The following is a 13,346-nucleotide window of genomic DNA, read 5'->3' on the forward strand; positions in this document are numbered from 1 at the left end:
ATGGGCATCCGAGCGGGCTCGGCCGTCGGACAGCCACGTCTTTCGAACTATTATTCAAGGAGGTTTCTGGTGTCAAAGGTAGTCGTCGTCACCTCGGGCAAGGGCGGAGTCGGCAAGACCACCACGACCGCAAACCTCGCGTCCGGTATCGCGGCTCTCGGTTACAAGACGATTGCCATCGATTTCGATGTGGGGTTGCGCAACCTCGACCTCGTGATGGGGTGCGAGCGCCGCGTGGTCTACGATCTCGTCAACGCGATCCGCGGCGAGGCGACGCTCCGCCAGGCCGTGATCAAGGACAAGCGGATCGAGACCCTCTACGTGCTCCCCGCCTCGCAGACGCGGGACAAGGACGCCCTCACGCTCGACGGCGTCGGGCGCATCCTGGACGAGCTGCGCGCCGCGGGCTTCGAGTACATCTTCTGCGACTCGCCGGCGGGCATCGAGTGGGGCGCCCAGATGGCGATGTATTTCGCCGACGAGGCGATCGTGGTGACGAACCCCGAGGTCTCCTCGGTGCGCGACTCGGACCGCGTGCTCGGCCTGCTCGACGCGAAGACGCGCAGGGCGGAGCTCGGCGAGGAGGCGATCAAGACGCACCTCCTGCTCACGCGGTACGCGCCGGAGCGCGTCGCCAAGGGCGAGATGCTGGCGCACCAGGACGTGCTGGAGCTCCTCGGCATCCCGCTGCTCGGCGTGATCCCGGAGTCGACGGCGGTGCTCCAGGCGTCGAACGCCGGGACGCCCGTGGTGCTCGATCCGACGAGCGACGCGGCGCAGGCCTACCTCGACGTGGTCCAGCGCTTCCTCGGCGAGGAGCGCCCGCACCGCTTCCTGGAGCCGGCCAAGAAGGGGTTCTTCAGCCGAATTTTCGGCGGCCAGGCGGCGACCGCCTAGGGGGATCTACCATGTCGATCATGGATTATTTCCGGAGGACGCAGCCGAAGTCGGCGACCCTGGCGAAGGAACGTCTGCAGATCATCGTGGCGCGCGAGCGCGTGCGCACGACGGGCGAGCCGGACTACCTGCCACGGCTCAAGCAGGAGCTGCTCCAGGTCATCTCGAAGTACGAGCGGATCGATCTGGATCAGGTGAGCGTGAACGTGGAGCGGAGCGGTGATTGCGACGTGCTCGAGCTGAACGTCGTGCTCTCCGAGTCGGAGCGGGCCGCCGTGCGCGCCGCAGCGTCCCGCGGGGGCGCCCCCGCCTCGCGGAACTGCTGACGCGAGGCGCGCGAGGCGCGCCTCGATCCGGCTCCGGCGCTCCACGAAGGATCGGCGAATAGCGCCATCATTTCAGCGTCGGAGCTTCCCAGTCTACCCAGTCCGACATGCTGAGCGAGCCGCCCGACCCGACGACGAACTCTCCGGGGGCCTCGCCCTCGTGCTTCAGGAACCTTGCGATATTACGGACGAGAAGGTCGGTGTATTCGCTCTTGTACGAGCAATGCGCCGTGTCGGCGACCTTCGAGTGGTAGCTGATATTCTTCTCCACGCCGAGCGCCTTGTAGACCTCTGCTCCGGCCACCGTGGCTGTATGACCCGCCGGGGCGCCCATCTGAGCCTGATGCGGGTTCTCGAGGACGAGCAGGCCGCGCGGCGCGATCATGGCGATCAGCGCATGCGTGTCGATGGGGAGCTTGACGGCGTTCGAGACGTTGTTCTTGAAGACAAATGGATCGAAGTTGTTGCTGAGCCAGTTTAGCCCGAAGTAGTTGTGGTCCGTCCGCTCCCTACCCAGCGCGTCGGCGATGCGGTAGGCCGGAACCCCGGCGGTGCTCGTCTCGTGGGGGATCGTCAGGGCGATTCGATCGTCGAGGACGCCTATGGCAAATGCCCCCTTGCCGTTGCGCGAGCATCCCGTGACACCCACGCCGGTTGGATCGATGATGTCGCCCCCCGACATCTGTAGGACGTCGAGGATTCGACTGGCGCCCCAGGCCCATGCCATCAGGAGGCCTGCGGAGTGGTCGCCGCCGTAGATGTCATAGAACTTCCCCGGGTTGGGTTTGCCTCTGGATTGCTCCGGGGTGCCCTCCCTGCCGAGCTCATTGTGGTTGTAGTAGATGACGGCGACGCCTTGATCCAGGACGCGGCCTTCGCCTAGCGTGATGCCGCCGAACCCGCCTTTCGCGCCCACGTTGATGATCGCGGGGAAGGGGGCTTGTCCCTTCGAGGGCAACACGATGTCGGCGCTGAAGTCGATCTCCTTGCCCTGGGCCTCGACGTGTACAGAGACTTTGCTCTCGGTGACGGTGCCGGTCACCACGTCGGGCGTCGGCTTCTCGCCGTAGATATACTTCTCGGCTTGCTTGCGTATCTCCTGCCTTCGGCAGCGCCATTCTGCTCTGGTGGATATGCGATCTCCGTCGAGCTTCGTGAACGGGTCGGGCAATTTGGGAATCTGATTCAGCGCGCTCGCTTCCGGCAGGGCAGCGACTTCGCAATCGGCGCTCTCATTCTCGACAGCGGTTTCGCCCGAGCCCGAGCTGGAGCCCGAGCTGTAGCTGGAGCTCGACGTCATGTCGCCTCCCGAGCCGGAGCTCGACGTCATGTCGCCGCCGCTTGTCGCGCTCTCGCCGCCCGAGCCGCCCGCACCGCCTTGCCCGGGCGGGTTCGATCCGGACTGCCCGCAGGCAGCGGCTGTGAGGCAAAGACCGAGGGCAACGCGGGTGGTTCGAAGGGCAAACATTCGCATGGATGGACCTTCTGGAGTGGGCATCATCAATGTTCATCGGCTGGACTTGCACTCACCGGAACGGCGGCAAGCATCGCTGCGCGATACGACATTCAAACGTGTTTCGATGTCAAGCACAACGTGGTGCCTTCATTCGGCTCACGGCGCGACGGAACGACCGTCGTGCGATCCTGAACGGTGAGTCCCGGTCGAATGACAGCGCCGGAAGATTCAGTGAGAATGGCTAACTTCAGTCCAGATACAGCGCCGCGTCGCCTGAGTTCGTCCCTGGTTGCACGCGGGCGTGCGGTGCCTGTCATGGGGGGACACCATGGCGACGGACACGGCGACGACAGAGGCGAACGAGGCGCCGCAGCAGGCGTGGGTACGCCCAGATCACTCGGTGATTTCTCTGCCCTCCGCCATCGCGATCTCCCGCGCCCTCTCGGACGCCGCCCGGATCAGCGGGCCGAGGAGCTCCGCCGGCGATCGCTCCTCGGTCCAGCCCGGCGGCGCGCCGAGCTGGGTCAGGAGCGCCGCATGCGCGGAAGGCGGCGCGAGCGTCACGTCGAGCGCCGGCGGCGCCTCGCGCCAGGCGTCGAAGTCTTTCGCCTCCATGGGGCCGAGCGTCACTGTCGCCACGGGCGGCGCCTCGGCGACGCAGGGAGCGCCCTTTCGGCCCCCACGCGCTCTCTTGCCGCCCGGCGCGCTGCCCCGCGCGGCGCGGAGCGCCTCGATCACCTGCTCGCGCGTGCGCCCGCGGAGCTCGAACAACAGGAACGGGTCCCTGTCGAGGGCCTCCCCGAGCACGTAGTGGGTCGCGGCGACGTGCTTGCAGGGGTTCGCCCAGTCGGGGCACGAGCAGGCGGTGCTGAGGTCCTCGGGTCGCTCCGGGAACAGGCTCGCCCCGGCGCTCCGGAACGCCTCGTCGATCTCCTCCGGCATCCGGCCCGCGAGCAGGTCCGCCGCGAACTTCGCCCGCTCGGCCATGGCGTCGATCGCCTTCGCCCACGTGGCGTCGTCGAGCCGCGCGAGCGTGAGGATCACCTTGTACGGCTGCGGCCGCGAGCCGGTCACGCGCGCGGTCACGAGGCCCGGCTTCACCGTGAGGTCGTGCGTCCGCCCGGCGCGCGCGTACGTGCGCCCGCGCGCGAGGCGGGCCGCGTCGTCCGGCGACATCCGCTCGAGCGCCTCGACCCAGCGCTTGCCCCACCAGGTCGTGCCGGCCCGCTTCATCCGGATGCCCCGCGCAGGCGGCGGCTTCGGGCCGGCCTCGCGATGGAACGGCACCCAGCGCGCCGGCGGGCTCATGTCTGCGCTTCTCCTCGCGCACGCGGCACGCGGCGCCCGGCACCCCGCCCCCCGCGTGGCCCGCGCCGCTGCTCCGGCTCGCCGCCCGGGGTATCGTCGTCGCCTCGCTCGCCTCGCTCGCCCCGCTCGCCCTCCGGCTCGTCGCGGTCGTCCAGCTCGCCCGCGATCGCCACGGCGTCCCGCGACAGCGCGAACAGCTCGCGCAGCGACGCGTTGTCGAGCTCGGTGATCCACGCCTCGCCCTGGCCCACGACCTGCGCCGCCAGATCGCGCTTCTGCTCCAGCATCCGGTCGACCTTCTCCTCCACGGTGCCCGCGCACACGAGCTTGTGGACCTGCACCGCGCTCCGCTGCCCGATCCGGTGCGCGCGATCCGTCGCCTGGTCCTCCACCGCGGGGTTCCACCAGCGATCGAAGTGGAACACGTGGCTCGCCGCCGTCAGGTTGAGCCCCGTGCCGCCGGCCTTGACCGAGAGGACGAAGACGCGCGGCCCCCGCGGATCGCCCTGGAACCGCCGCACCATCTCGTCGCGCGCGAGCCTCGGCGTGCCGCCGTGCAGGAAGAGGACCTCCGTGTCGAGCGATGACGCGAGGTGCCGGACCAGCCGGTCGCCCATCTCGCGGAACTGCGTGAACACGAGCGCGCGATCCCCTCCCGCGAGCGCCTCCTCGAGCATCTCCGTGAGGCGCGCGAGCTTGCCCGACCGTCCCGCGAGCGGCCCCGCTTCCCCGAGGCACTGCGCGGGGTGGTTGCAGATCTGCTTGAGCATCGTCAGGAGCGCGAGCACGAGCCCGCGCCGGGCGATGCCCTCGGCCTCCTCGATGCGGCGCATCGCCTCGTCGAGCGCCGCCTGGTAGAGGGTCACCTGCTCGCGCGTGAGCGTGCAGAAGACCCGCGCCTCGATCTTCGGCGGGAGGTCCGGAACCACGGCCGGATCGTTCTTGACGCGACGCAGTAAGAACGGCCCGACGATGCGCCGGAGCCGCTCTGCGGCCTCCCGGTTGCCGTAGCGCTCGATGGGCACCGCGTAGGTGCGCCGGAATGCCTCGAGCGGGCCGAGCAGGCCGGGGTTCGCGAACTCGAGGATCGACCAGAGCTCGGCGAGGCGGTTCTCGACGGGCGTGCCGGTCAGCGCGACGCGGTGCGGGGCGCGGAGCGCGCGCGCGGCGCGGGCCGTGCGCGAGGCGGCGTTCTTGATGTTCTGCGCCTCGTCCAGCACGACCGCGGCCCAGTCCACGCCGGCGAGCATCGCGGCGTCCCTGCGGAGGAGGCCGTACGTGGTCACGACGAGCCCGCCGCCCGTGTTGCGGGCGCCCTGAGCGCCGCCCGCGCGCAGCGCGCCATCTGCGCCGGAGGCCGCGTCGGAGGCCCGCGCCGCGAGCTCCTCGGCGGAGCGGGCGCGCCCCTCGCCGTAGTGGCGCACGAGGGGCAGGGCAGGGGCGAAGCGCGCCGCCTCCCGCTCCCAGTTGCCCACCACCGACGTCGGCGCGACGAGCAGCGTCGGGCGCGCGTCCTCCGGCGCCGCCGCCCGCCGGCCCGCCAGGAACGCGAGCAGCTGGACCGTCTTGCCGAGGCCCATGTCGTCGGCCAGGCAGGCGCCCAGGCCGAGGCTCGCCATCGTCTGCAGCCAGGCGACGCCGCGCGCCTGGTAGGGGCGCAGCGTCCCCGCGAACCCCTCCGGCGGCGCGGCGGCGCGCTCCGCGCCCGAGCGCAGCCGCGCGATCGCCTGCGCGAGCGCCCCCTCGGCGACCACGGACACCGAGAGGCCGTCGACCTGGGCCTCGCCCGCGAGCGCGACCTCGAGCGCCTCGCGCGTCGAGAGGCGCCCGCCGCCGGCCTCGAGGCGCCGCTTGATCTCGGCGAGCTCCTCGGGCACCACGACGACCCAGGCCCCGCGATGCCGGACGAGCGGCGACTTCTGCCGCGCGAGCGCGGCGAGCTCGCGCGCCGAGAGCGGCTCGTCGCCGAGCGCCGCCTCCCACGCGAAATCGAGCGCCTCGTCGAGGCCGAGCCCGGCGCTGCCCGCGACCACGCCGGCCGTGCGGCCCGTCGCGCCGACGCGCATGCGGAGGCGCAGGCGGCGCTGCCCCGAGGCGAGGAGCTCGCCCGGCACGACCACGCCGAAGCCGGCCTCGCCCAGCGCCGGGGCGGCCTGCGCGAGGAACGCCCATGCCTCCGCGGGATCGAGGGCCACGCGCTCCGGCCGTGCCTCGCCGAGGGCCCGCGCGATCGGCGCGAACAGCCGCGCTGCGGCGCCGAGCGCGCCGAGGAGCGCCTCCTGCGGATCGGAGAACGCGCGCCCGAGCGCCTTCAGCGTGCGCCCCCGGGCCTTCCACACGTCGGCGGCGGGGACGAGCAGGCTCGGATCGTCGGTGGCCTGCAGCAGGAAGCGGAGCAGGAAGCCGCGGTCGCCCTCGGGCAGCTCCAGCCGGAAGCAGGCGCGCAGCGCGTCGCAGTCCCCGAGCGCGGGCCGGACCCAGGCGTCGAGGTCGGCGACGAGCGCGCGCTCGGCGAGCCCCTCCGTGGCGAGGGCGGGCTGCGCGCCCGTCAGGGCGAGGACCAGCCGGTGCTCCCAGGGCGCGTGCGCCCGCCGCGGCGGCGCCTTCGGGCGGTTCGTCGCGCTGCCGCGCGCGAGCGCGTCCGCCACGGCGTCCAGGAAGGCGCGCAGCAGCGCCTCGGCGGACCAGACCTCCGCGGCGGCGGCCGCGCGGGGGCGCCCGCGGCCTTCGCGAGCGACCGCGGCCTGCGCGCCCGCCGGCACCGCGTGCGCCGCCGGCGGCATGGCGCGGGCGAGCGCCGCGACGCGCGCGGCGTCCTCCGGGGCCGCGAGCGACGCCGCCCAGCGGGCCTCCGCGCTGCCGCCGGTGGGCGTGACGCGGGGCACGACTCGCTCGCGCACCACGAGGTCGAGCGCGAGCTTGCTCGCCAGGCTCCACGCGGCGACGGACGGCGGCGCTCGGCCGAGGTCGTCCTGGGCCATGCGGGCGAGGGCGGACACGCCGTCGAGGAGCGACGCGGCCTCTCCGGCCTTCCTCACGGCGCGGCCCGCCTCGGAGACCACGGCCGCCTCCGCCGGGGTCGTCGCGCCGAGCGACCGGGCCGCGAGCCGCTCAGGGGCCGTGTCGTCCCACAGGAAGAAGCGGAGATCGTCGGGCAGAAAGACGAGCGGCATCGACGCGCAGATTCATTGCACAACCGGGCAGGACGAAAAGGGCCCTCGCGCGTCGCGAGGTGAAAAAAAGCGGCTGGCCGGGCGGGAGCGCACCCGCTGAAGCACGGGTAGCGACCATTCCGTCGTGAGCCAGTGAATTGCCAGAATTTGTTTGGAGCCTCCGATTCGCGGGCTCGGAGAGCCCATTATGGGAAAAGATCATGCCTTGATGGAATGAGCGCCGCGGCGCGCCCGGGTGGATGCATGACGAGCTCGATCGGCTGGCAGGCGAGGCGCGCGGCGTCACGCGGCTCGCCTCCGGCGCCCGCGCCCCCGGCCGTTCCTCTCGCGCCGACTTCTTTCACCCACACCATACGTGTGCGTCTCTGCGCCCAGGGCGCCGCGCGGGCCGAGCGCCATGCTCGTGGCGCTGCCTACGCATGTCTGGCCGGCAGAGGATGGGGCAGCGCTCACGCCGGAGCTGTCGCGCCCGGGGGGGCGCGGCGGGGATCGAGGAGCCCGTGGCGCCTGCGGCCTGTAGCGCCTGCGGCCTGTAGCGCCTGCGGCCTGTAGCGCCTGCGGCCTGTAGCGCCTGCGGGGGGAGAGCTTCCTCAGCATTTTAGACCTCGAACGAGGCGCGGGGAGTGATAGTCTCATGGATCATGACAAGACATCATTTCGCGACTCGCTTCTGCGCTGTGCTCGCATCCTTCTGGCTGCCCGTCATCGCTTGTTCGGCGAGCGGCGGTGGCGGCGAGGGCAACACCGCGGGAAATGGCGCGGGCGGCCAGAGCACGAGCGGCGCCGGCAGCAGCAGCAGCACCGGCAGCGACGATTTCGACGACGATTTCGGCGGCGATTTCGGGCTGACGACCTCGGGCTCCGGCGGCCCGTCACAGGCTGATGCCGGTCACCAGACGACCTGCGATGACGCAGGCAACTGCACCTGCATCAACATCGCGTCGATCGGTCACGAAGGTGTCTGGGGTCCGTGCAGCAGTGACAGCACCACGGCGCTTCAGAACTGGTTGAACACGCAGAGCACGGCCCAGGTCGACAACTACAACATGGAGAAGCCCACGCTCACGCCGGAGTTCCTCGCCAAGTACGACGTGATACTCCTTCAGTGGATGGTGACGAAGGGCGTACAGAACGACGACGGGGCGCCCTGGCAGTTCACGGCTGACGAGGTGAACGCGCTCAAGGACTGGGTCAACAACGGCGGTGGTCTCATCGCGCTGAGCGGTTATCAGTGCAATGGACAGGGATGCACCGTCCACGACGTCACGGCGACAAACCAGCTCCTCTCGTTCACGGACATCCAGTTCAACGCCGACGGCGTGCTGGATCCTGCGCAGAACGGCTGCCCGAACTGCAACTGCTGGGGCGGCCCGGTGCCGGTCGGCGGCCCGCTCCCCGGGAGCGTGGGCACCTGGAACCAGGACACACCGATCGGCAAGGACATCCAGAGCGTGGGCGCGTACGTCGCGCGCTCGATCAAGTCGACGACCGCGATCGTCGATTGCACCGACGGCAGGAACAACTTCGCGGTGCACGAGGAGGTCGGCAAGGGCCGTGTCGTCGCGTATGGCGACGAGTGGGTGACCTATTCGGGCCAATGGCTCGGGACGGCGTCGTGCCTCAACCCCCAGATGTTCACGGACCCGAACAGCCCCTGCTATCAGAGATCAGCGGCGCAGGTCTTTCAGATCCCGCAGTTCTGGTACAACGCGGTAAAATACGCGGCGTCGTCGGTCGAGTGTTTCACGATCGAGGACCCGGCCATCGTCAAGTAATCTATCAGCGAGAGTCGTCTCGCCTGCGGCTTCGCCTCCCAACTCCATGGGGCAGGGCATGAAGAACGCCGCGGAGGACAGGAGACGCCAGGGCTCTCGCTCCTGTCAAGCATGGCCTGCCCGTGGGACCTCGGGGCGACTGCCCCCGGGCGATGGAATTCGAGGCCAGGGCGCCCTTCGACGGCTATCGCGCCGCAGGCGGCAACAGAATCCTGGTGCATGGGGGTCCCAAATCTCTTGCGTCGCGCGTGGCTCGCCTCTACGCAGGCGCGACTTTGGGTGCTCTCCGCGGCAAGCTCACCTTCTCCCGGTTCTTCGTGCTCGGCGATCCGCCCGACAATCTCGCCGGCTCGTCGATGAAGCGCGTCCGCGCCGCCGCCTCGCAGCCGCTCGTCCCGGAGGAGGACGAGAGCGAGCGCTACGGGTGGTGCTCGATCGAGGACCCGATGGATGTGGACCTCGACCACGAGAAGGTCTTCTTCAACGAGTACGTCTGCCTCGGCCTGCGCGTCGACCGCTGGGTCGTGCCCAAGCCGCTGCTGCAGGCCCACCTCCGGGACGCGGAGGCGGCGCTGCTCGAGAGAAAGGGCCTGGAGCGGCTCGGGAAGAAGGCGCGCGCCGATCTCAAGCTCTTCGTGCTGAAGAAGCTCCGGCGGCAGCTCATCCCGGTCACCAGGAGCACCGACTTCGTCTGGAACACGGGGACCGGCATGGCGCGCTTCTTCAGCCAGTCGCCGCGCGTGCACCTCCTCGTCCAGGAGCTCTTCGAGAAGACGTTCCGCCTCAAGCTGGTCCCGGAGAGCCCCGGCACCGCGGCGGAACGGCGCCAGCTGGACGCGCGCGCGGAGAAGCTCTGGGAGGCGCTCGAGCCGACCTCGCTCGCGCGGCCCGGAGACGCGGCGTGACGGATCTCGTCGAGCGCATCGAGCGCAATCGCTTCGTCGGGCGCGAGTTTCTGCTCTGGCTCTGGTTCGAGAGCATGCTCTTCGAGACGAACCTCGCTCCGACGGGCGAGCCAGCGTGCGCGCTCTGGCTGGAGGCGCGCCTCACGCTCGCCTTCGAGAAGGATGAGAGCGTGCTCAAGACCGCGGCGCCGGGCGCGGCGCCCGAGGCGAAGGAGGCGCTGCGCCAGGGCAAGCTCCCGCGCGAGGCGCGCCTGCGGCTGGTGTCCGGCGAGCGCGAGTATGCGTGGCTCTTCAAGGGGGACACGCTCGGTCTCGCGAACCTGTCGATCCCGGCGGAGCTCACGAAGAAGGACGACGAGGTCCACGAGGTGCTCTACGAGCGGATGCGCCTGGTCGAGGCGCTCGAGGCGACGCTCGACGCGCTCTTCAGCGACTTCCTCGCGCTCCGCCTCGCGGGGGCGTGGGAGGCCGCGGTCGTGCCCGCGCTGGTCCGCTTCGCGCACGACGAGGCGGTCGACGAGGCGTCGTACCTGAAGGCGAAGCAGCGCGCGCTCGGGAAGCGCTCGCGCTGATCGAGCGCGCGGTCTGGCTGGCCCCAACCTGGGTCGCTGGCCCCAACCCGGGACGGGTAGCGCCGTCGCGAATGTAGGCGGCGGCGCTCCTTCCGCATTCTTCCCGTTCCTTCAAGGCTTTCTCGAAGAGCCCAGTCCAGCCATCTCGCCTTGCCCTCGATCGCCAGGCGCTCCGCGCTCGGGTCGCTCCTGCCTGCGATGCGGCATCGACTACATTGCCGCGCGCCGGTGGATGGGTCAGGGTTTCGGCGGCGCGCGTGGCTGACCCTGCTCGGCGCGGCGCCGGCACGATGAGGGGATACGTGCTGCCCCCTTGTCCCTCCTCGCCCGGTCCTCGACAGAGGCCGTCCTGTCCCTCGAATCCATCGCGCGGGCTGGTGCGCTCGCGACGAGAGGAGATCGCCGTGACGAGAGGAGACGTAGATGCGCGCCCTGGACACGCGGTGTCTTTCTGAGGCTCGGATGGACTGAAGAAGCTCGAACGACGGGGGCGGAGCGTCGCCGACACGTTGACGCTCGCGAGATCCGGTCGTCGCAGGACGGACGAACAGGCCCGCGACTCGCGCTGTCCCGCGAGGGGGCCGGCTCGCGCCGCCTGTCATTCACTCGCGCAGCAGCGAAGGAGGTTTCCTCGTGATCGCTAGAGATTTTCCTGGCGGCCCGCGCTCATGCGGGCTCGGGGCGGTGATCGCCGGCGTCCTTGTAGGCCTGTCGGCGACCGCCGGCTGCTCGGACGGGGAATACGGGCCTCAGGGCTCGGGTGGATACGAGCCGCTGGGCTCTGGAGGTGCAGATCCCGGACCGGGGTCGTCGCTCGCGGCGGGCGGATCATCGCCTGTCGCGCCCGGGGGCAGCGAGCCGCCGACGTCGTATTCGCCGGACGACGGCGCGACGCCCGCGCCGGGCGATCCGCCGCCGACCATCGGCTCGCTCCGGGGCGTCCGGGTCCCGGAGCCGGACAACCTGTCTCGGTACGTCAAGAGCAGGGAGAAGGCCGTCGCGCTCGGGAAGGCGTTGTTCTGGGACATGCAGGCGGGCAGCGACGGCGTGGCCTGCGCGACATGCCACTTCCACGCCGGCGCCGACCATCGCAAGAGAAACCAGCTCAGCCCCGGGCTCAGCAACCAGGACCCCGAGCGGCGCGAGCGGTTCGACCCCACGGGGGCGGGCGCGAGAGGCGGACCGAACCACGCGCTCCAGGCGAGCAACTGGCCGCTCTTTCGCCTCGCCGACCCGGGTGACCGCGCGTCGGACATCCTCTTCGAGACCGACGATATCGTCTCCTCGCAAGGGGTGTTCCACGCCCGTTTCAACGCCATCGTGCCCGGGAGCGAGAAGGACGACTGCACGCTGCTGCCGGACATCTTCCAGGTGCAAGGGGCGAACGTGCGGCGCGTCGAGCCGCGGCACACGCCCACCGTCATCAACGCGGCGTTCAACTTCCGCAATTTCTGGGACGGGCGCGCGAACAACCATTTCAACGGAGTGAACCCCTTCGGCAGGCGCGACCCGGACGCCGCCGTCCACGCCGTGCGCGACGGCGCGCTGGTCCGCGAGCAGGTCGACCTGGACAACTCGAGCCTCGCGTCGCAGGCGGTCGGCCCGCCGCTCAGCCCCTTCGAGATGTCGTGCGAGGGCAGGACGTTCCCAGACATCGGCAGGAAGCTCCTGAAGCTGAGGCCGCTCGCAGGCCAGGGCGTGGACCCGACCGACAGCGTGCTCGGCGCGCTCCGCCATCCGAGCGGACAGGGGCTCGCGCCGTCGTATCGGGACCTCATCGAGGGGGCCTTCGAGGACCCGTACTGGCGCTCGGACCAGCGCGTCGACGACCGGCCCCTCGTGGAGGCGAACTTCTCGCTGTTCTGGGGCATCGCCATCCAGCTCTACGAGGCCACGCTCGTGTCCGACGACACCCCGTTCGATCGCTTCGCCGAAGGGGACAGCGCCGCGCTGAGCGACAAGGAGCGCGCGGGGCTCGCGATCTTCGAGGGCAAGGGCAAGTGCATCAACTGCCATCGTGGCCCCGAGCTCACGGGCGCCGCCACCCACCTGCAGGACGAGGCCGAGGAAGGCGGGCTGATCGAGCGGATGCTGATGGGGGACGGCCGCCCCGCGCTCTACGACAACGGCTTCTACAACATCGGCGTCCGGCCGACCGAGGAGGACGTGGGCGCCGGAGGCCTCGACCCCTTCGGCAATCCGCTCTCGTTCACGCGGCAAGGGGGGCTCCTCGCCGCAGGCCAGGACGTCCCGGATCCCCTCCGCATCGACCCGGCGTCGTTCGAGGTCCATCCGGGAACGCCGATCGATCCGCGCGAGCGCGACGCGGTCGACGGCGCCTTCAAGGTCCCGACCCTCCGGAACATCGCGCTCACAGGCCCCTATTTCCACAACGGCGGCGCGCTGACGCTCGCGCAGGTTGTTGAATTTTACAACCGAGGCGGCAACCGGCGCGACAGGGAGGACGGCGACACGACGGGGTTCGGGCCGAATCGGACGAACCTCGATCCGGACATCGAGCCGCTCGGGCTGACGGACGGCGAGCAGGAGGCGCTGGTGGCGTTCCTGGAGGCGCTCACGGACGAGCGGGTCCGGTTCGAGCAGGCGCCGTTCGATCACCCGCAGCTCTTCGTCGCCGACGGCCACTACTGGAACGAGTGGACAGCGATCGACGACGGCACCGGCCGTGCGCGCGAGAAGATCAAGGAGATCCCGGCGATCGGCGCCGAGGGGCGCAGGGCGAAGGATCTGCCCCCGCTCGAGCCGTTCAACCCGCTCTGAGCACCGCGCACGCCCGCGGTCGACGCGCCAGCGCGCGCGGCGTCGCTTCCGTCGCCGTCTACAGGGGAGATGCGCGGGCGGCGCGCGTACAGGGCCAACGTTGGCCCGGAGAACGGCAACGGCGCGCCGCGCGGGGCCAACTCCGGTAGCCGT

Annotated in this window: 9 protein-coding genes; 6 read left to right on the plus strand and 3 right to left on the minus strand. The window is 70.7% G+C overall.

Annotated features, from left to right (window positions below):
* The first annotated feature begins 69 nt into the window (after positions 1-69).
* Both minD and minE read left to right on the plus strand, forming a co-directional pair.
* On the plus strand, positions 70-897 hold the full coding sequence (minD, locus tag WMF28_RS16685) for a septum site-determining protein MinD (protein WP_437603231.1): 828 nt from the start codon (positions 70-72) through the stop codon (positions 895-897).
* An 11-nt stretch (positions 898-908) separates the two neighbouring features.
* On the plus strand, positions 909-1,223 hold the full coding sequence (gene minE / locus WMF28_RS16690; RefSeq protein WP_437603232.1) for a cell division topological specificity factor MinE: 315 nt from the start codon (positions 909-911) through the stop codon (positions 1,221-1,223).
* 67 nt (positions 1,224-1,290) lie between these two features.
* Here minE and WMF28_RS16695 read toward each other — a convergent pair whose 3' ends face one another.
* From WMF28_RS16695 to WMF28_RS16705, 3 genes are all read right to left on the minus strand, one after another.
* Entirely contained in the window at positions 1,291-2,697 is a 1,407-nt protein-coding gene (locus WMF28_RS16695) for a glucuronyl esterase domain-containing protein (protein WP_437603233.1), read from the minus strand.
* 375 nt (positions 2,698-3,072) lie between these two features.
* Complete coding sequence (locus WMF28_RS16700) at positions 3,073-3,987, minus strand: SWIM zinc finger family protein (RefSeq protein ID WP_437603234.1); 915 nt, start codon at positions 3,985-3,987, stop codon at positions 3,073-3,075.
* The gene (locus tag WMF28_RS16705) at positions 3,984-7,160 is read right to left on the minus strand and encodes an SNF2-related protein (protein ID WP_437603235.1); all 3,177 of its coding nucleotides are present in this window, start codon (positions 7,158-7,160) and stop codon (positions 3,984-3,986) included. Before WMF28_RS16705 ends, WMF28_RS16700 begins: the two co-directional genes overlap by 4 nt.
* A gap of 641 nt (positions 7,161-7,801) precedes the next feature.
* On the opposite strand from WMF28_RS16705, the gene WMF28_RS16710 reads away from it, so the two are divergent.
* The 4 genes from WMF28_RS16710 (at position 7,802) to WMF28_RS16725 (ending at position 13,193) form a co-directional block, all read left to right on the plus strand.
* Positions 7,802-8,935, plus strand: coding sequence for a hypothetical protein (locus WMF28_RS16710; RefSeq protein ID WP_437603236.1), 1,134 nt, complete (start codon positions 7,802-7,804; stop codon positions 8,933-8,935).
* A 275-nt stretch (positions 8,936-9,210) separates the two neighbouring features.
* Positions 9,211-9,840, plus strand: a complete 630-nt coding sequence (locus WMF28_RS16715; protein WP_437603237.1) for a hypothetical protein — start codon at positions 9,211-9,213, stop codon at positions 9,838-9,840.
* Positions 9,837-10,412, plus strand: coding sequence for a hypothetical protein (locus WMF28_RS16720; RefSeq protein WP_437603238.1), 576 nt, complete (start codon positions 9,837-9,839; stop codon positions 10,410-10,412). The genes WMF28_RS16715 and WMF28_RS16720 overlap by 4 nt, the downstream gene beginning before the upstream one ends.
* A gap of 633 nt (positions 10,413-11,045) precedes the next feature.
* Positions 11,046-13,193 (plus strand): cytochrome-c peroxidase, encoded by a 2,148-nt coding sequence (locus tag WMF28_RS16725; RefSeq protein ID WP_437603239.1) that lies wholly within the window; start codon positions 11,046-11,048, stop codon positions 13,191-13,193.
* Positions 13,194-13,346 lie beyond the last annotated feature (153 nt).

The sequence above is a fragment of the Sorangium sp. So ce590 genome (assembly GCF_051521365.1).
In the GTDB taxonomy this organism is placed as follows: domain Bacteria; phylum Myxococcota_A; class Polyangia; order Polyangiales; family Polyangiaceae; genus Sorangium.